The organism is Halomonas sp. H10-59 (assembly GCF_040070555.1).
Lineage (GTDB): Bacteria > Pseudomonadota > Gammaproteobacteria > Pseudomonadales > Halomonadaceae > Halomonas > Halomonas litopenaei.
The window spans coordinates 156,491-175,442 of record NZ_CP098828.1; the positions used below are offsets into that span (position 1 = coordinate 156,491).

17 protein-coding genes are annotated in these 18,952 nt (G+C 66.2%); 6 read left to right on the forward strand and 11 right to left on the reverse strand.

What is annotated here, in order from left to right; all coding sequences use genetic code 11:
- Window positions 1-64: 64 nt before the first annotated feature.
- Genes NFG57_RS00745 through NFG57_RS00765 form a run of 5 tightly spaced genes read right to left on the reverse strand, consistent with a single transcriptional unit; the run spans window position 65 to window position 5,641 of the window.
- Window positions 65-1,279 (reverse strand): extracellular solute-binding protein, encoded by a 1,215-nt coding sequence (locus NFG57_RS00745; protein ID WP_045993131.1) that lies wholly within the window; start codon window positions 1,277-1,279, stop codon window positions 65-67.
- The gene (locus tag NFG57_RS00750; RefSeq protein WP_348815144.1) at window positions 1,272-2,312 is read right to left on the reverse strand and encodes a GTP-binding protein; all 1,041 of its coding nucleotides are present in this window, start codon (window positions 2,310-2,312) and stop codon (window positions 1,272-1,274) included. The genes NFG57_RS00745 and NFG57_RS00750 overlap by 8 nt, the downstream gene beginning before the upstream one ends.
- 29 nt (window positions 2,313-2,341) lie before the next feature.
- The gene (locus NFG57_RS00755) at window positions 2,342-2,644 is read right to left on the reverse strand and encodes a hypothetical protein (protein WP_045993133.1); all 303 of its coding nucleotides are present in this window, start codon (window positions 2,642-2,644) and stop codon (window positions 2,342-2,344) included.
- Window positions 2,645-2,685: 41 nt separating this feature from the next.
- Entirely contained in the window at window positions 2,686-4,065 is a 1,380-nt protein-coding gene (locus NFG57_RS00760; RefSeq protein WP_348815145.1) for an amidase family protein, read from the reverse strand.
- A gap of 55 nt (window positions 4,066-4,120) precedes the next feature.
- Complete coding sequence (locus NFG57_RS00765) at window positions 4,121-5,641, reverse strand: NCS1 family transporter (protein WP_231498543.1); 1,521 nt, start codon at window positions 5,639-5,641, stop codon at window positions 4,121-4,123.
- Window positions 5,642-6,001: 360 nt separating this feature from the next.
- Here NFG57_RS00765 and NFG57_RS00770 point away from each other — a divergent pair, with 360 nt between their 5' ends.
- The 6 genes from NFG57_RS00770 to NFG57_RS00795 all read left to right on the forward strand — a co-directional run bounded on the left by NFG57_RS00770 (window position 6,002) and on the right by NFG57_RS00795 (window position 12,347).
- The gene (locus NFG57_RS00770; protein WP_348815146.1) at window positions 6,002-7,039 is read left to right on the forward strand and encodes a GntR family transcriptional regulator; all 1,038 of its coding nucleotides are present in this window, start codon (window positions 6,002-6,004) and stop codon (window positions 7,037-7,039) included.
- Window positions 7,040-7,608: 569 nt separating this feature from the next.
- Window positions 7,609-8,490, forward strand: coding sequence for a polysaccharide deacetylase (locus tag NFG57_RS00775; protein WP_045993136.1), 882 nt, complete (start codon window positions 7,609-7,611; stop codon window positions 8,488-8,490).
- A 62-nt stretch (window positions 8,491-8,552) separates the two neighbouring features.
- A complete protein-coding gene (locus NFG57_RS00780) occupies window positions 8,553-9,911 on the forward strand; it encodes an MFS transporter (RefSeq protein WP_213227432.1) in 1,359 nt (452 codons plus the stop codon).
- Window positions 9,908-10,696: an SDR family oxidoreductase gene (locus NFG57_RS00785; protein ID WP_045993138.1), complete on the forward strand. Its 789-nt coding sequence runs from the start codon at window positions 9,908-9,910 to the stop codon at window positions 10,694-10,696. Before NFG57_RS00780 ends, NFG57_RS00785 begins: the two co-directional genes overlap by 4 nt.
- Before the next feature lie 100 nt (window positions 10,697-10,796).
- Complete coding sequence (locus NFG57_RS00790; protein WP_045993139.1) at window positions 10,797-11,537, forward strand: 3-oxoacyl-ACP reductase family protein; 741 nt, start codon at window positions 10,797-10,799, stop codon at window positions 11,535-11,537.
- 21 nt (window positions 11,538-11,558) lie between these two features.
- Window positions 11,559-12,347, forward strand: coding sequence for a hypothetical protein (locus tag NFG57_RS00795; RefSeq protein ID WP_108131852.1), 789 nt, complete (start codon window positions 11,559-11,561; stop codon window positions 12,345-12,347).
- A 113-nt stretch (window positions 12,348-12,460) separates the two neighbouring features.
- On the opposite strand, the gene NFG57_RS00800 is transcribed toward NFG57_RS00795, so the two are convergent.
- From NFG57_RS00800 to NFG57_RS00825, 6 genes are all read right to left on the reverse strand, one after another.
- Complete coding sequence (locus NFG57_RS00800; RefSeq protein ID WP_348815147.1) at window positions 12,461-13,468, reverse strand: Gfo/Idh/MocA family oxidoreductase; 1,008 nt, start codon at window positions 13,466-13,468, stop codon at window positions 12,461-12,463.
- Window positions 13,469-13,485: 17 nt separating this feature from the next.
- Entirely contained in the window at window positions 13,486-14,697 is a 1,212-nt protein-coding gene (locus NFG57_RS00805; protein WP_348815148.1) for a Gfo/Idh/MocA family oxidoreductase, read from the reverse strand.
- Between the two features lie 84 nt (window positions 14,698-14,781).
- A complete protein-coding gene (locus NFG57_RS00810) occupies window positions 14,782-15,750 on the reverse strand; it encodes a sugar phosphate isomerase/epimerase (RefSeq protein WP_045993143.1) in 969 nt (322 codons plus the stop codon).
- A gap of 130 nt (window positions 15,751-15,880) precedes the next feature.
- Window positions 15,881-16,885: a sugar ABC transporter substrate-binding protein gene (locus NFG57_RS00815; RefSeq protein ID WP_108449509.1), complete on the reverse strand. Its 1,005-nt coding sequence runs from the start codon at window positions 16,883-16,885 to the stop codon at window positions 15,881-15,883.
- Window positions 16,886-16,953: 68 nt separating this feature from the next.
- Window positions 16,954-18,105, reverse strand: coding sequence for a phytanoyl-CoA dioxygenase family protein (locus NFG57_RS00820; RefSeq protein ID WP_348815149.1), 1,152 nt, complete (start codon window positions 18,103-18,105; stop codon window positions 16,954-16,956).
- A 12-nt stretch (window positions 18,106-18,117) separates the two neighbouring features.
- A complete protein-coding gene (locus NFG57_RS00825) occupies window positions 18,118-18,948 on the reverse strand; it encodes an SDR family oxidoreductase (RefSeq protein WP_045993145.1) in 831 nt (276 codons plus the stop codon).
- Between the last annotated feature and the right edge of the window lie 4 nt (window positions 18,949-18,952).

The following is an 18,952-nucleotide window of genomic DNA, read 5'->3' on the forward strand; positions in this document are numbered from 1 at the left end:
TTGCCTTGTCTAACCTTCGCTCGTCGACTTTTCGGACAGAGCCGAGCGACGGGCTGTAGCGGGCTCACGCCGACATGAAGTCGTTCCAGCGCCGCACCAGATAGTTGTGCTCGTCCATGACCGTGTTCCACACCGCGATGCGGCTCATGCGCGTCATGTAGTCGCCGCCGTCGCGTACCTCACCCTTGTGGATCATGCCGCAGGGGCCTGACGGTCCGGCGAGTTCCTCCGCCGCGGGCTTGCCGGCGTACCAGTAGTCCCATTCCGCCGCAGACAGGTGAGGGCGGGTCAATTCAGGGGTCGAGATGTAGTAGCCCTGTCGTGCCATGACGGCGCCGGGCCAGCCCGAGATCCACCAGTTGAGATACTCATAGGCGGCGTCCAGGCTGCGGCCTTCGATGCTGCGTGACAGCGACATGCCGCCGTACCAGGCGCGATAGCCTTCCCTGGGTGCCGCCATGCGCACCTTGAGCTGGCGCTGCTTGAGGTCGGTCATCGCCGGTGACCACAGGCTCTCGATGCCGACGCGACCGCGCAGCATGTCCGAAGAGGCCTGGTCCTGGTTGCTCCAGAAGGTGCGGAAGTGCTGAGCCCGCTTGAGCTCGATCAGGCAATCGATCAGGCAGTCGATCTCGGCGACGCTCAGGTTGCCCAGGTCCTCGAACTGCACAAGGCCCGCGGCCTTGGCGGCCAGGGCCGCGTCGATGGCGCCGATGGCGCTGTCGTTCTGCAGGCTGACCATGCCGCGCCAGCGCGGGTCCAAAAGCCAGCCCCAGCTTTCCTGCTCGCTGTCGAGGCCGTGGGGCAGCATGTCCAGGCGGTATCCGAAGCTGTCCACGTTGTGGCTGACCGGCAGCATGGTGATGCGCTCGCTGGGACGGGCGCCACAGCTGCCGTCGGCCTGGATATAGAGCCGGTCGACCGGATTACCGCCGGCACCGAGCGGCGCGTGGGGCGTCAGTCGGCCGGTCTTCGGCAAGTCGTTGATCGCATCCCAATGGTGGATGCGGGAAAGCTCGATGGGCTGGATGGCCCCGGCCGGCCACACGAAATCGACGTTGTGAAACCACTGGTCGTAGATGTCGAAGCTGTCCGGTGCCAGCACTCCTGCACGCTGTGCCGCCACCCCGTCCATGACGGTGAATTCCAGGCGCAGGCCCAGGTCCTCGCGAGCGCGCTGGCGAATGCTCTCCAGCAGTGTCACCGAGGTGCCCAGTACCCGCAGGGTGACCGGACTGCGCTGGACAAAGGGGGCGCTGGGCTTGGCGGTGTCAGGCATGCAGGATCCTTGGGCTGGGATGGTCGCTGACCTTGTCCATGAAGGTCGCAAGCGATTGTGTCACGCGCTCGGCGTCGATGTCCCGAGTGATGAAGATCAGCTCCGAGCGGCGGTCGTCCGAAGGCCAGGCCTCCACGTGCTCCGGCGGGTGGATGGTGTGCTGGACACCGTGGAGTACCACCGGTCGATCGTCGCCCTGGACGTGGAGCACGCCCTTGACCCTGAGGATATCGCTGCCATGGCGGTTGAGCAGCATCGACAGCCAGATGCCGAGGCAGGTCCAGTCGACCTCGCCCTCGAGGCCGAGGCGGAAGGAGCGAATATCGCCGAGATGCTCCGGATCATGCTGAGGTGGCTTGCGCCAGGGGCCGAGCCAGGACTTCACCTGGCCGGGGGTGAAACGCTGCAGGTGCGGTCCGCTGGCGAACAGTTCATCACTGGGCTGACGTAGCGCCTCGGCGCCCAGCCGCTGGGCCGCCGGGTTGATCGTATCGAGCATGGCCTCGAGTGCTGCCAGGGTGTCTTCCTCGACCAGGTCGGCCTTGCTGATCACCAGCTTGTCGGCCACCGCCACTTGGGCCTCCCAGACGGGATGCTGGGCGCGACTGTCGACGGCGTTGAGCGCGTCGACCAGGGTCAGGTTGGTGCCGGGGCGCAGGTGGTGGCGCAGTACCGGGTCGGCGGTGATGGTCGAGGCGATCGGGCCCGGATCGGCGAGCCCGGTGGTTTCCAGCACGATCCGCTTGAACGCCGGGATCTCGCCGTCCTGGCGTCGGGACAGCAGGCGTCTGAGCGCCTCTGACAGTTCGCCGCGGATGGTGCAGCAGACGCAGCCGCTGGACAGCAGCACCGCATCCTCGGCGATCTCGCCGAGCAGGCGGTCGTCGAGACCGACATCGCCGAACTCGTTGATCAGTACCGCACTGTCGCCGAAGGCTTCGCTGGCCAGCACCGACTTGAGCAGGGTGGTCTTGCCGGCGCCCAGAAAGCCCGAGATCACGTGCACCGGCACCAGGGGTGTCGTCTCGTTCATGGTGGTGTCCTCGTCGTGGCGGTCTGGCGTCATTGCAGCGAGGCCAGGAAGGCGGGATCGAGCGGGTCGAGTTCATGACCGCCCATGCGTTCTGCCTGCAGCCATACGCCGCCCAGATCCTGCACGATCTCGCGCTTGCCGGTGGCGGTGGCGAGCACGAAGCTCGCTGCCTGGAAGTCCTCGATGGTGATCCGGCGGGGGCTCAGCACGCGATTGATCAGGGTGACCCGGTAGGCGCGGGCGCGCCTGCGCGCGAAGTGGGCCTGCTCGGGGTCCTCGATGTTGGTGCTCCAGTGGCTTTCGCCGCCGAGTGCGCCGCACAGTCCGCACATGCCAACCTCCGATGGCGCCGTCGGCGCCGAATGAATGTGATTTATGCCGTCAGCGCCGAGCTGGCGCCAAGGGCTACCCGCAGCAGCGCTTCGTCCTCGCCGCAGGGGCCGCTCAGCTGCAGGCTGGTGTGCTGGCGGTCGTCGTCGCGCCCGCTGGGCAGCGCCACCGCCGGCGAGTCGAGCAGGCTCGCCACCATGCTCAGGCGCAGCGTCGCCAGATTGACCTCGGCAAAGTGCTCGGGGTCGGCTTCCAGCGGCGCGAGCAAGGGCGCCACATGCGCCACCGTGGGCGTCAGCAGGGTCGCGCCCGCGAGCTCCTCGCGCAGCCGCGTCTTGAGCGCCTGACGCAGGCGATACAGGCTGACCACGCTGTCCGGGGGCATCTGGCGGGCGGCCTCCAGGCGCTTGCGTACCCTGGGGTCCATGGCCTCGGCATCGGGGCCTTCCAGCAGAGCGCGGTACTCGGTGTAGGCCTCCGCCGCGCCCAGCCAGCCGTGGCGGGTGATGGCCTCCAGGGTGTCGGCGACGCTCGCCACACGGCGACGGACGATGTGGAAGCCGGCATCCTCGAGACGGCTGGCGCAGGCCTCCAGATTGTCGCCCACGGCACGGGATACCCTCGGGTCGTCGAGGCAGCCTGCATCGAGCACGATCACCGACTGTTCGGGCACGGCGGCGGCACGAACCGGCGGCGCGCTGCCGCGCATCGTGTCGTCGATGGCCAGGCAGTCCTCGAGGGTGCTGGCGATGACGCCGATGGTGTCCAGGCTGTCGGCCAGCGGTGTCACTCCCTGGCGCGAGTGGCGGGCCTGGGAGGGGCGATAGGACACCAGCCCATTGAAGGCCGCGGGGACGCGCAGCGAGCCGGCGGTGTCGGTGCCGATGGCGGCCGGCACGATGCCTTGGGCGACCGCCACCGCGGAGCCGGAGCTGGACCCGCCGGGGGCCCTGGGCTCGTTCTCGTTTCTGCTTTCGTGCTCGCTCGAGGTGGGGGGAGGGGTATGGTGCGGCGTACCGTAGTGGGGGTTGAGGCCAAGCCCCGAGTAGGCGATCTCGGTGAGGTTGGTCTTGCCGATGCAGACCATGCCTGCGCCGGCTGTGTGGCGTACCGCCTCGGCGTCGCGCTCGGCCGGCGTCTTGCCCAGCACCTTGCCGCCGGCGGTGGTGGCGGTACCGGCGATGTCGAACAGATCCTTCCAGGCCAGCGGCACGCCGTCCAGCGGCCCGCGCAGGGTGCCCGAGCGCTGACGCTGGGCACAGGCCTCGGCCTCGACCAGGGCGCGTTGTTCGGTCAGCGAGATAAAGACGCCGTCACTGTCGGCGGCCCGGGTCAGGCATTGGCGGGTCAACGCGACCGGATCGAGTTCGCCGCGTCGGATGGCCTCGCCGATGGCCAGGGCGGTGAAGGGTTGTGCAGGCATGCACGTCTCCTGTAGCGGGTGGTGGGCGCCGCCGCGGGCGGCGCCAGACGACGACTCAGCGATCCTCGCGCTTGAGCGCGGAGTCGGGGATGTCACCGGTTTCCAGGCGTTCGAAGCGTCCCTTTTCGGTGTAGACCCAGTTGCGGCCCACCGAGGTGGCGAGGAATCGGTCGTCGTAGCCGGAGGTGATCTCCTCCTGAGGATAGCGCCGCAGCACCCAGGCTTTCATCAGTACGATATAGACCACCAGGGCCGAGCCGAAGCCTACCGCGTAGGCGTACTCGAGGAAGATCAGCGCCAGGCCACCGCCGATGATCCAGGCGATGAGGCCGGCGGGGTTGAAGCCGCCGCTGAAGCGGAACTGGCCGTTGGGATCGTACAGCGCCGGAACGTTGAGGCGACGCCGACGCAGCAGGTAGTAGTCGGCCACCATGATGCCGCCCACCGCCGACAGCACGGCGCCGTAGTAGCTGAGGAAGGTGAACAGGTTGTTGAGGATCAGCCAGGGCATCGAGGCGGTGCCGATGATGCCGGCGATGACCAGGGCGACCGGGTAGCTGACCCTTGGCGCGCCGGCGTTGACGAAGGTCAGCGCCGCCGGGATCAGGTTGGCTGCGTTGTTGGTCGACCACTGGGCCAGGATCACCATCGCCAGCAGTGCGATCAGGGTGAGGCCGCCGCCCTGTCCCTGAATGACGGTGACCGGATTCCAGTCACCGGCGGCGATGAAGGACACGCCGCCGATCAGCGCGATCCAGGCCTGGGTGGCCGGCAGTGCCAGAAACTGGGCGACGAAGACGTTCTTGTTGCGCTGAAAGAAACTGCGCTCGCCACCTTTTGTCTTGAGGAAGCGGGTCAGGTTGGGGATATCCACCGCCAGCGCCGACCAGAACGCCATGTTGGCGAAGAACAGGCCGAGGGCGGCCACATTCTGGTCGCCGACGAAGGTCCAGATATTGATGCCCTGGGTCTCGGCGAGCACGTCGAGGGTGAAGTACATCCACACCGAGATGGCCACGATGCAGGGGGCGGCGATCGACGCCAGCAACTCCACCGCGCGGATGCCCAGGGCGGTGTTGACGATCTGGACCACGGCAAACAGCACATACCACAGGATCCAGTTGTCCAGGCCCCACAGGTACTCGACGATGCCGTTCAGGGCCAGCGCACCCAGATAGGTCTGTACGCCGAACCAGATGGCCGCCACTACCCCGCGAGACACCGCCGGCAGGTGGGTGCCCTTGAGCCCGAAGGGCGCGCGCAGGTAGACCGCGAACGAGAGCCCGTGTTCGGTGCCGATGTCGGCGGTCAGGCTCATCACCACGCCGAGCACCAGGTTAGCCAGGAAGATGATGGCGACGACCTGAATCAGTGGAAGGCCCGCGACCCCGCCGGCACCCAGTTGGAAGGTGGCGATGATCACCGCCATGCCGATCCATAGCCAGATGAAGCCAAAAAAGCCGATGGTGCGTTGATTCAGCCAGACCGGCAGGATCGCCGCTTCCAGCAGGTGGTCGCCGCTGTCGCGGGCTGCCGCCGAAGTGGCGGGGGTGGGGGCGTCTTGTGGTGTGGCCACGGGAGCGCTCCTTGAATGTCGTTGGTTGTTGTTGGAGGCGATAGCGACGTCGGACGAAGAGATATCTCCGTTTCGCATAAATGCAGTATGGATACAAAAATCATTTTTTGGCAAGGGCCGTCCTGCGCCTTAAGCCGCATAGGGGCCGAGGACAATCTGTAATAGGCTGTTTTCCGGTAAAAAGGCTTTTTTGTGTTCGTGCAGACGGGCATGGATCTTGTGAAGTTGGCAACAAACGTCATTTCCGAGTGGCTCGAAAGGGTCCTGAAGAGGTGTCAAGATGGGCGCTTGTTGCCCGGCTGCCGGGCCTTGGATCGTGGCTGCCGGATATCGGTGGCGTGTAAGCGAGAGGTCAGGTGATTGGACGTCAGGGAGGAACGGGTGCTGAGTACGCCAGCTAGGTCGAGGCAGGAGGGCAGTCGCGCCCCCCGCTACGCGCTGATCCAGGATTCACTGCGAGAAGCCATCGAGTCGGGGCGGGTGCCGCCCAATCAGGTGTTGCTGGAAGGGCCTATCGCACGGCTGTTCGGCACCAGTCGTGGGCCGGTACGCAAGGCGCTGGAGCTTTTGCACCAGCAGGGCCTGATCAGCCGCTTTGAAGGGCGCGGCTTTCTGGCGACACCCGATCCCGGAGCGGTGGAGCCGGCGCGGGAGGCGCTGACCCCTGAGCGTCTTGGTCTCGGCATCGATGAGTCACCGGTGGTGGATACCCGTCCGGCGGCCGAGCGCATCCACGCCGAGGTCGAGGAGGCGGTGGCCACCTGTCTGGCGTTTGGTCACTTCCGCATCGTCGAGACCAGCCTCAGCGACTACTACGGCGTCAGCCGCACCGTGGCGCGAGAGGTGCTGGGACGGCTGCGCAGCCAACGGCTGATCGAAAAGGATCGCCACTCCCATTGGCTGGCGGGGCCGCTGACCGCCCAGGCGGTGGCCGAGGACTACGAGATTCGAGTGCTGCTGGAGCCGGCGGCGCTCAAGGCCTCTGGCCCGCTGATCGAACGTGAGGAGCTCGAGCTGATGCGCGACCGGGTGCAGCGACTGATCGACCACCCCGAGCAGCAGGCTGCCGCGACCATCGCTCGACTGGAACGTGACCTGCACCAGGGTTGCCTGCGTCACTACCGCAATCGCAAGGCCGGCGAGATGATTGCCCAGAGCCAGTTGCCGGTCATCGTCAATCGCATGTTCTTCCAGACGCTGGGGGTTCCTCGGGACGAGCCCCTGTTGATGGAGCACAAGCTGGTGATCGATCACCTGCTGTTTGGCGCCTTCGACGCCGCCGCCTCGAGTCTGCAGTCCCACCTTCAGGCGGCTGCCGAGCGCACCCGCCGTCGGCTCAAGGTGCTGTCGGTGTTCCCCGAACCCGACCTTCCCCCCTACCTCCAGCGTATCGTCTGACGCAAGCGCAGGGCGCAAGGCGAGCGTCGGTGCCGCCTTGCGCTCCGTCCTCTGCATGTTTCTTTCTTTCCGGTCTCTTGCCTTTTGCGGCCTTTCCTCAAGTCTAGCGGTCGGCCTGCCCCAGGCCGGCGTGCTGTCCTGTCCCCCCCCCCTGGTCTGGAAATAAAAAATGTCAGTTGGATACCGCGTCCATAAAAAATGACGTTTTATTCGATCGGCATTTTTGGGGCTCGTCTGTTCTCACCTATTGGTCGAAGAAGGTTTGCACTTTTGGCTGTTGCTGAAAGCCTGAATGGTCGGCCTTGTATCGCCAGTCCTGCCTGTAACCGGGCTTTGGCCGCAGGTTTTGGTCATTGGCGAGCGTCGCGACGCGCTGCTCTACGCCTGAAATCTCCGTCTTGACAAAAATGACCTTTGTATCCAGTCTTCAATTGATGGCGGTCGACACAACCGCTGACGCCGCAGGACCGATGGCACGTCGGTAGTCCAGCAAGCGCACGACCGACACCAGGGCCAGCGGCGCCACCGCAAGCCCCAACAAGACCAAGCAACAAGACGAGGTGTTCAAGATGGCGAAGAAAGAGATTCTCTGTGCATTTGGTGTCGACGTGGACGCCGTGGCCGGCTGGCTCGGTTCCTACGGTGGCGAGGACTCCCCCGACGATATCTCCCGCGGCCTGTTCGCCGGTGAGGTCGGTGCACCGCGCCTGCTCAAGCTGTTCGAGCGCTACAACCTGAAGACTACCTGGTTCATTCCTGGCCACAGCATCGAGACCTTTCCCGAGCAGATGAAGGCGGTGGTCGACGCCGGTCACGAGGTCGGGGTCCACGGCTACAGCCACGAGAACCCCATCGCCATGACCCGCGAGCAGGAACGCGACGTGCTCGACTACAACATCGAGCTGGTGACCCAGCTGTCGGGCAAGCGGCCGACCGGCTATGTGGCGCCCTGGTGGGAATTCAGCCCGGTGACCAACGAGCTGCTGCTCGAGCGTGGCATCAAGTACGACCACAGCCTGATGCACAACGACTTCCACCCCTACTATGTGCGCGTCGGTGACTCCTGGACCAAGATCGACTACTCCAAGCCGGCCAAGGAGTGGATGAAGCCGCTGGTACGCGGCGAAGAGACCGACCTGATCGAGATCCCGGCCAACTGGTACCTCGACGACCTGCCGCCGATGATGTTCATCAAGAAGTCCCCCAACAGTCATGGCTTCGTCAGCCCGCGCCAGCTGGGCGAGATGTGGCAGGACCAGTTCGACTGGGTCTACCGCGAGAACGACTACGCGGTGTTCACCATGACCATCCACCCCGACGTCTCCGGCCGTCCCCAGGTGCTGATGATGCTCGAGCGACTGATCGAGCACATGCAGAGCCACGAAGGCGTGCGTTTCTGCACCTTCGACGAGATCGCCGACGATTTCGCCAGCCGCCATCCACGCGGCTGAGCGCGACCTCCATCGCGCCTCCCCTGACAACCACACCACAATAACGAAAGAGGGTGACGTCAATGACCGAGCCAACCCAAACCGCGCCCTCCGGGGCCCGTCCCGACGCGGACGAGCCCTGGAACGCTGTCATCACCAAGAAACAGATCGGCTACGCCTCGCTGGTCTGCTTTATCGCCTGGGTGGCGTCGGTCTACGACTACACCCTGTTCGGCACCCTGTTGCCGGTCATCGCCGAGGACTTCGGCTGGACCACCGCCAAGGCCACCGCAGTCAACACCTGGGCCACCATCGGGGTGTTCCTGGTGTCGCTGGTGGTCGGCACCATGCTCGATCGCTTCGGTCGCAAGAAGACCCTGATCCTGCTGGTGATCGGCGGCGCCGTCAGTTCCGGCCTGTCCGGTATCGCCATCGGCGCCGCTTCCATGGTGATCATTCGCGCCTTCTCCGGCTTTGCGGTCTCCGAAGAGGTGGTCAACGCCGTCTATCTCAATGAGATCTACAAGAAGGCCAAGGGCCGCGGCTTCATGTACAGCCTGGTGCAGAGTGGCTGGCCGGTCGGTGCCCTGCTGGCCGCCGGCATGACCTCGCTGCTGCTGCCGATCGTCGGCTGGCGCGGCAGCTTCTTCGTCGCCGCCTGCGCCTCGATCATCGTTATCGTGATGGCGGTCCGGCTGCCCGAGTCGCCGGTCTTCGCCGCGATCAAGGAGGTCGAGCGGCGGCGCAAGGCGGGTGACGCCGAGGGTGCGGCCCAGCTTGCCGCCGAGCACGATGTCGAGGTCAACACCGGCAGCAACCTGGGGCTCAAGGGCGTGTTCACGCCGGAACTGCGTCGTCACACCATCTCGCTGTCGCTGGTCTGGCTGTTCAGCTGGATGGCGATCCAGGTGTTCGCGGTGCTGGGCACCACGGTGCTGGTGGAGGCCAAGGGCGTCAGCTTCGAGAGCTCGCTGTACGTGCTGATCCTGGCCAACGCGGTGGGCTTTGTCGGTTACCTCAGCCACGGCTGGCTGGGCGACCGCATCGGTCGGCGCAACACCGTGCTGATGGGCTTTCTGCTCGGTGGCGTCGCCAGCATCCTGATGCTGCTGGGCCCGGCCAGCGACGGTTTCGTCTACCTGATGTACGCCGTCACCCTGTTCTTCCTGCTCGGTCCGTTCGCCGCCATCCTGTTCTACATGGGTGAATCCTTCCCGCCCCATGTACGCGGCACCGGGGCCAACGTGGCCCACGTCATGGCACCGGTGGGGGCTATCATCGGCTCCGGTCTGGTGTCGGTGCTGCTGACCGCGGGTGTCAGCATGACCTGGTCGGCGATCCTGGCGGGCTCGCTGCCGCTGGTGCTCAGTGGACTTTTGATGTTCGGCACCCGTCATGTGGACCATCGTGAACACGACACCCTCGAGGAGGCGGTGGCATGAGTGCTCTGACACGCGACGATGGTCTGGCCGGCAAGGTCGCCATCATCTCCGGTGCCGCCAGTGGCATCGGCCAGGCGCTGGCGGTCAGCTACGCCAGGGCAGGCGCCAAGGTGGTTGCCGGCTACTACCCCGGTGACCCCCATGACGTCGAGGCGACCGTCTCGGCGGTGGCCGATGCCGGCGGCGAGTGTGTGGCGGTGGCGCTGGACGTGCGCGATGGCGCCCAGTGCGACGCCCTGGCCCAGGCCGCCATTGACCGCTTCGGCAGGCTCGATATCGCGGTGGCCGGTGCCGGCATCCTGCGTCAGGCCGCGCTCGAGGATCTGACCGACGACGCCTGGAACGACATGCTGTCGGTGGACCTGACCGGCGTGATGCGGATATTTCGCAGCGCGGCGCGGGTGATGACGGGGCCTGGCGCCATGGTCGCGGTGTCGTCCATCGCCGGCGGCGTCTATGGCTGGGACGAGCACGCCCACTACGCCACCGCCAAGAGCGGGCTGATGGGCCTGGTCAGGTCGCTGGCGGTGGAGCTTGCCCCTCGGGGCATCCGCGTCAATACCTTGATCCCCGGGCTGATCGAGACCCCGCAGTCACTGGACCCGGTCAACTCCCTGGGCCCGGATGGCCTTGCCGCCGCAGGCAAGGTGATCCCTGCCGGCCGGGTCGGCCACGCCGACGAGGTCGCTCGCACGATACGTTTTCTGACCAGTGACGACGCCTCCTACGTGACCGGCCAGCAACTGATCGTGGACGGCGGCTTGACCGTGCGCTGGCCGAGCTGAGGCCAGCCGTCAAGGCGCCGGCCAAGGCGCATCCAAGCCAGCGACGCGAGGCGAGGGCGGCGGCCCTCGCCTCGTGCCCCCAGCGAGTGGAGAGAATCCCATGTCACAGAAACTTCAGGGCAAGGTTGCCCTGGTGGTGGGCGGCGCCAGCGGTATCGGCCGTGCCATCGCCAACCTGTTCCACGCCGAAGGTGCCACCGTTGCGGTGGCCGACCTCAACGCCGATGCCTGTGATCAGGTGGCCCGCGCGCTGCGCGCCCGGGTCAGCACCCATCGGGTCGATGTTTCCGACGAAGCCTCGGTGAAGGCCATGGTCGATGAGGTGATCAGCACCCACCAGGTGATCGACGTGCTGGTCAACAGCGCCGGCATCCTCGACGAGACGCCGTTTCTCGAGATGACCAGCGAGACCTTCGACCGCATGATCGGCATCAACCTGCGCGGGGTCTTTCTGGTCAGCCGCGCGGTGGCCCCGCATATGGTCGAGCGCAAGGCCGGGCGGATCATCAATGTTGCCTCGCAGCTGGCGCTCAAGGGCGGCATGGGGCTGTCCCACTACTGCGCCGCCAAGGCCGGTGTGCTGGGGCTGACCAAGTCCATGGCGCGGGAGCTGGCCCCGTTCAACGTGCTGACCAATGCCATCGCGCCTGGCCCCATCCTGACCCCGATGCTCGAGGGACTGAGCCCGGAATGGATCGCCGACAAGGAGGCGGAATTGCCGCTCGGACGCTTCGGCAGGGCCGAGGAAGTGGCGCCTTCGGCGCTGATGCTGGCGGCGTCTCCGGATGGCGACCTGTACCTGGGCCAGACCCTTGGTCCCAATAGCGGCGACGTGATGTAGCGGCCAGACAGGAGTCCGTGAATGCTCACCCTTCTGCTGGTCAAGTGGCTGTCCACCGCCCTGGTAGTGATCGGCGTGTCGGTGGCGGTGGTGCGCCTGGGGCCACGCCTGGGCGGGGTGCTGGCCGGCACCCCGATCGTGCTGGGCCCCGGCTACTTCTTCATGCTGGGCGAGCAGCCCGGTGCCTTCGTTGCCGAGGCGGCGCTGGGCTCGCTGCACGCGATGTTCGCGACCCTGGCGTTCTGTCTGGCGTATGTGCTGCTGGCGGGGCGACAGGGCGCGCTGGCGGCTGTCGCCCTGGCCGCCGTGCTATGGCTGCCGGTGGCGGCGCTGGCTGCCGTCTTGCCAGGCGGCACGGGTCTCGCGCTGGTACTGTTCATCGCTTGCCTGCCCCTGGCGATGCGGCTGATGCGCGCGCTGGGCTTGTCGCGGACGGCGGTGTCGGCGCCGCTAGTCTGGGCCGACCTGCTGATACGCGGCACCCTGGCCGGGGGCATCGTATGTCTGGCGACCGTGGTGCTGGCGGATATCGCCCCGGCGCTGTCCGGCGTCGCCCTGAGCTTTCCCATCGGCATGCTGACCATCGCCCTGACCCTGCACCAGCGCTACGGCGCCGAGGTCGCCCGGGCCACCCTGGCCGACACCCAGCTTGGCATGCTCAGCCTGGTGGCCTTCAGCGCCGTCCTTGCGGCAACCGCCGCCCATCTTTCCCCCGTGCTGTCCTTTGGCCTCGCCCTGGCTGCCTCGCTGGGCACCAGTAGCGCCCTGTGGGCGTGGCAGAGGCGTCTGCACAGCCCGCGTCACTCGTGAGACCGGAAGGGGGGCGCGCGCCCCGCCCGGGCTCTTGTCGGGCCTTGCTCCAGGCAAGGTGCGATGAACCAAAAAAAGCCCCGCCGTAGCGGGGAAATGCCTCACGAATATCGCTACTGCGCTACTGCGGCCCAGCCGCCGCTGTCGACCGAGGCGAAGATGGCGTCGATCACCCTGAGATTGGCGATGGAATCCTCCAGCCCATAGAGCCCGACCTCCTCACCGCGCAGGGCGCGGCAGAAACGACTGACCTCCTGTTCGTACTGGTCCATGGGCGGGAAGGTTTCCGTCCTGGGGTCGCTCTGATAGAGGTCGAAGACGTTGTCGTGAACCACCCGGGTCGGGCGCTCGACCGGAGCGATAAAGGGCTCTGGCAGATCGATGGCACCTTGGCTGCCGACGATGTGCAGGTGCTGGGCGGCACTGGTGGCGGTGGAGACCATCAGGCTGGCGTGGCGCCCCTCGCCGTAGTCGAGCAGCACGCTGGCGACGACGTCCACGCCATGTTCCGGGTCGCGGCTGGCGTGGGCCATCACCCGCCGGGGTTCGCAGCCAAAGGCGAAGCGAGTCGCCATGGCCGCGTAGCAGCCGACATCATAGAGCGCGCCACCGCCGAACTCCGGGCGCATGCGGTAGTTGCTGGGGTCGTCGAGACCGAAGGTGAGCATGGCCTGAACCATGCGGATGTCGCCATAGTCGCCGGCCTTGATGCGCTCCTTGACCGCCAGCCAGCGCGGCTGGTGGCGCACCATGAAGGCCTCGCAGAACAACAGTCCCGGCGGCACCCTGAGGCTCGCCGCCTGTTCGGCGGTAAGCGCCAGGGGCTTTTCGCACAGAACGTGCTTGCCCTTGTCCAGCGCCTTCTGGGCCAGCTCGATATGCAGATGGTTGGGCAGCGGGATGTAGACCGCCTCCACCTCCGGGTCGTCGATCACCGCTTCGTAGCTTGCGTAGGCGCGCGGAATATCCATCTCGTCGGCGAACGCCTGGGCAGATTCCTGGTTGCGTGAGCCCACCGCCAGAACCTCGGCGTGGGCGCTCGCCCGCATCGCCGGTATCAGCTTGATGCGCGCAATATTGGCGGTGGAGAGGATGCCCCAGCGTACCGGTGCGTCGATCATGGTCGGGTTCCTTGCGGTCAGGGTGTGAGTTGTGCGGATGAGCGCTGCTGGGGGGCGGGCACCGATACCCAGCGACGCTGCTGGCAGGAGACGTCGATGGCGGTGAGGATATTCTGGTTGTGGCGGCCGAAGGCGAAGTCGGGGAAGCAGCCGGCAGATGAGGCGATGCCCTGGACCAGGTCGTGGACCTCGATCACCTTGACGTCGAAGTAGCCGATGCCGCCACCGCCGTAGTCGAACGGAAAGAAGGCGCGGAACTGCGGCACCTGGGAGCCCGCCAGCAGGGTCTTGAAGCCGCGATCCTCACGCCGGTCGGCGTAGCGGAAGAGCTTGAGCTCGTTGAAGCGCTCGCCGTCCATCACCAGGGTGCCCTCGCTGCCGCTGACCTCCCAGCCGATGCCGAAGACCTTGCCGGCGGCCACCCGAGAGCTTTCGATCACGCCGCCGGCACCACTGGCGAAACGCACCAGCGCCTGGGTCTGGTCGTCGTTCTCGACCTCGCGACGCTCGGCGCCTGCGGTCGCCTTGCTGGCGTAGCCGGCACCCTCGCCGGCTCCATCCACCACGGGCCGGGTCGCAAACAGGATCTGGCTCTGGGCGCAGACCTCCTCGATATCGCCCATCAGGAACTGGGCGACGCTGATGGTGTGGGCGCCCAGATCGCCCAGCGACCCGGTGCCGGCCTGCTGGCGCGAACAGCGCCAGGACCAGGGCAGCTCGGGATCGTTGAAGAAGCCCTGGTCGAAGGTGCCGCGAAAGCGTATCGGTGTGCCGATGGCACCCTCGTCGATCAGCCGCCTGGCGAGCAGGGCCGCCGGCGTCTTGATGTTGTTGAAGGCGACCATGGTCTTGACCCCGCGGGCGCGGGCCGCCTCGGCCATCTTCGCCGCCTGGTCATCGTTCATGGCCAGGGGCTTTTCGCAGTAGACGTGCTTGCCATGGTCGATGGCGGCCATTGCCATGTCGAAGTGCAGGGCGTTGGGCGAGGTGATGTCCACCACCTCCACCTCCGGGTCGGCGACCAGCTCTCGCCAGTCGCCGTAGGCGCGCTCCACGTCCAGCCGTTCGGCGGCGGCCCTGGCGGCCTGATCGCCCTGGTCGGCGATGGCGACCAGGCGAGGACGCAGCGGCAGATCATGGTAGAGCGTACGGGCACGGCGATAGGCATCGGCGTGGGCCTGACCCATGAAGCCGCTACCGATCAGGCCAATGTTGAGCGCCTTGGGCATTCGCTTGTCTCCGCTGGTGGGCCACGTCGGTCACGTCGCCCGGGGATGGTGAGGCTGGTCGAGCCGGGCGATCACCGGCGTGGCCTAGTTGGCGTTGGGCAGCTCGTAGTCGGGCTTTTCGCTGGGCATGCAGGCGCGCAGCAGTTCCACCGAGCGCACCACGCCCTCCCGGCGCGACAGGTTGATATCCTCGTGCTCGATGCTCAGCACGCCGTCCTGGTAGCCCCCGGCCTGCAGCCAGTAGCAGAAGTCCTTCCACCACTCGAGTTTCTGGCCGTACCCTAGGGTCACGTAGGACCAGCCGCGATCACGGAAATCGCCCATTGGCTGATTGTCCAGACGGGAGGTCAGGCCCACCGCCGCCGGGTTGAGCGCGGTGTCCTTGGCGTGAACATGGTAGATGTGGCGGGCGTAGCGCTGGACCACCTCGATGGGATCGGCGCCCATCCACAGAAGGTGGCTGGGATCGAAGTTGAGGCCGACGATGTCGCCGATCTCGCCATGCAGGCGCAGGAAGCCCGGCAGGTTGTAGACCAGCTGGTTGCCATGCATCTCCAGGCATAGTTCACGAATGCCTTCGCCGCGGGCGTGGTCGGCCAGCTTGCGCCAGTAGGGCAGTGCGACCTCGTTCCACTGGTAGTCGAGCATCTGGGCGGTTTCCGGTGGCCAGGCGGCGGTCACCCAGTTGGGGAAACGGTCATCCGGGCCACCGCCAGGCAGGCCTGACATCAGATTGACCCGGGGCACCTCGAAGTGACGGGACAGCGCGATGGCCTGCTCGACCACCCTGTGCTGGCGCTCACCATCGGTGGGATGCAGCGAGTTGCCGTTGGCGTTGAAGGCGGAAATCGTGACGCCATGGTGGGCGAGCCTGGCCTTGAGGTCCTGGCGTGCGGCTTCGCTGTCGAGCAGTGCTGCGGCGTCGAGGTGGGGCGAGTCCGACCAGTTGCCGATGGAAAATTCCACGCACTCGATGCCCTGTTCGGCGCAGAAGGCGAGCAGGTCGTCCAGTGACATATTGGCCAGGCTGTCGGTGACGAGGCCGATTTTCATGTGATGCTCCTGTCAAGCGAACCCGCCCATGAAGGGCGGGCGAGGTGTGGATGATCAGTACCGACAAGGCCTGCTCGGTGAGTCGCCGGCCTTGCCATGGTGGCGGATGGCCATTGGGTGAGGTGGCCGCTTAGCGATAGCCCTGCTGAGTCAGCTCGATGACCTGTTCGGCGTTTTCCTGGGTGATGAAGTTTGGCCCGGTCTGGATATTGTTGGTGGGCTTGAGGCCGTAGCGGTTGTACAGCGCCAGCGAGATGATCGGCAGGTAGCCCTGAAGGTACTGCTGCTGATCCATGGCGAACAGCATCTCGCCATCGCGAACCGCTTCCAGCGTCTCGGCGGACAGGTCGAAGGTGGCGAAGGCGATCTGGCCCATGGCGCCCTGGCTACGGAATTCGTTGATCAGCGGGTCGGTGGCCAGCGATCCCAGGCTCAGCACGCCGTCGGTGTCCGGGCTCGAGTTGAGGTGGGCGAGCACGGCATTGGTGATGGCGGTGGGATCCTGGGTGGTGGATATCTGTTCGGCACTGCCGTCGAAGGCGTCGGTGAAGCCCTTGCAGCGGGCGTCAAGCTGCGACTGGCCGGGGGCGAAGTTGATACAGATGGGGCTCTCGACGCCGGCTTCCTTCATGCGCTCACCGGCCATCTTGCCCGCGCGGTACTCGCTCTGACCGACATAGTTGAGTGCGCCGATCTCACCGGCGATCTCTTCGCCGGTGTTGAGCACCACCACCGGAATGCCGGCGGCGATGGCCTCGCGCACCGGCTCGGCGAAGGCGCTGGCATCGGGCATGGTCAGCGCCAGGCCATCGGGTTGGGTGGCAATCGCCTGCTCGATCATCCTCAGCATCTGGGAGGTGTCGTACTGGGCCGGAGAGTTGTAGAGAAGCTCCACTCCCATCTCCTCGGCGGCATCCTCGAAACCGCGCTTGAGAACGTTGCCGAAGGGGTCCGCCGCGACGATATGGGTGATCGCCACGAACTTCAGCGGGTCGGCGTCCTGGGCAACGGCCGCCTGGCTCGCCGACAGCGCCATGGCGCCAGCGACCAGGGCGCCGGTGATGGCCCTGGAGAACGGAATGGGGCGCTTGACCCCGGCGTGTGTTGCGCTGGTCTTGTCGGTGATCTTGCTCATGGCTGTACTCCGATTGTTGTTGGTGTTGCGGGTGATCGTGCTCAGGGGTGTCACGTTGATGCAGCGATTCAGGCGCGTCGGTCCTGCGCCATCCGGTCGAGTGCCAGGTCCAGGCGGTCGGCGTCCCAGTCTTCGTCCAGGGCTTGAGTCAGCAACTCGCATTGGCTCTGGGGAGCCAACCCGCCCTGGGGCGGGGTGCGATCAAGATTGGCCGGGAACGGGTAGGCCTCGGCCAGGGCGGTCACACCTGCGCGGATCGCCGCTGTCCAGCCATCGCGCTGAAAGCGGGCCTTTAGCGCGGGAAAGCCGGCGCGCACCAGGCGTGTGTTGTCGACGCTCTCCATGGCACGGCCAAAGGCCGAGGAGATCTGCAGCAGGTTGGCCATGCGCCGCAGGTCCTGGCTGTCGTTGTCGCCCGCGGCGTGAAACAGCGCCGGGTTGAAGAACAGGCCGTCGCCCCTGGTCAGCGGTAGCTGAACGCGATGGCGGGCGAACACCTGCTGGAAGGCCGGGTCGCGGTAGGCCAGATAGCCTTCTGGGTAGCGCTGGGAGTGAGGCAACAACTGGGTTGGTCCGCTTTCCAGCGGCATGTCGTCGTGGGCCACGGCGCCCTGCAGCGTCAGGTGTTGTGAGGCGACCTGCAATGACAGGGGGTAGCCCAGCGCCTGTGCCTCGCTCAGAAAACCCAGGTGATAGTCGCGATGAGGCAACTGAGCGCGCCCGCCCGGTTTAACCACATTGACCTGGGAGGTGATCTGGTAGCCCGGGCCAAGCCAGGCCTCGGCTACAAGTGCCAGCACCGGGTTGGCGTAGTAGTCGACGAAACCGTCCGGGTCGGCCTCGCCATGTTTCTGGAAGGCATTCCACAGGCGATCATTGGCACCCGGCGCAGCAAAATGGTCGCCCTGCTGGCCGTGTCCCCGTTCAGCTTCGATCAGCGCAAGAAAGCTCTCGCTGGCGCGGTCCACCGTGGTCCGCTCCATCATTCCGGTGATCGCCAGCACCCCGGGACCGTCCAGCAGGCAGTGATGCCACTCGTCAAGCAGCGTGCGCCGCCGCTGCGGGTCGGCGAGACAGTCAAGGGCATGGCTTGCGCGGTAGAGTGGGATGCCGGAGACGATGCGCTCGGCCTGGGGCAGTTCTTCGGCATTGGTCGTCGATTGGACCAGGGCCTCGAAGGCGGCCACATCAAGCTGGGTTTGATCGATGAAATGCTCCATCGTCTGTCCTCCTCAGTCAGGCCAGCGCATGGCGGCGGGCGGCTGCGGCGCGCTGTCGTGACAGCCCAGCACGCTCTGGTCCATGTCGACGATGGTCCCGGTCATCATTCCCGAGGCGTCGCTGGCCAGGAAGGCCACCGCGCTGGCGACCTCCTCAGGTTCCAGCAGGCGCCCCATGGGCTGCGCACGGGCGGCGGCTTCCAGCCAGTTATCCTCGGCACCGTGGGTATCCGTCTGGATGCGGTGTTCGCCCGGGGTGTTCATCCAGCCGATGTTGAGGCCGTTGACGCGGATGCGATTGCGCAGCAGCGAGTAGGCGGCGTTGCGGGTCAGGGTGGCCAGCGCCCCCTTGCTGCCGCTGTAGGCGCAGATGAAGGGCTGGCCGCCGTGGCCGGACATGCTGAGGATATTGACCACGCGGCCTTCGATACCATCGCGGATCATTCGCCGCGCAGCTTCCTGCATCAGGAAGAAGGGCGCCTTGGTGTTGACCGCGAACAGTCTGTCGTAGGCGGCCTCGTCGGTGTCGAGCAGGGTGCCGCGCTCGGTGTTGCCGGCGCAGTTGATCAGCATGTCGATGCGCCCGAAGGCCTCGTCGGCTTGGGCCACCAGCCGGCGGCAGTCGTCGACCCGGGTCATGTCGGTGGGCACGAACAGCACCTTGGCGTCCTCACCCAGACCCTCAAGCTCGCGAGCCAGGGCTTCACCCTTGTCCCGCTGGCGCCCGCAGATGACCAGGCCGGACAGGCCACGACCCAGCAGGTGGCGAGCCACCGCCTCGCCCAGTCCCTGGGTGGAACCGGTGACGATGGCCACCTGACCTTTGAATGAACGATCTTGCATGGAA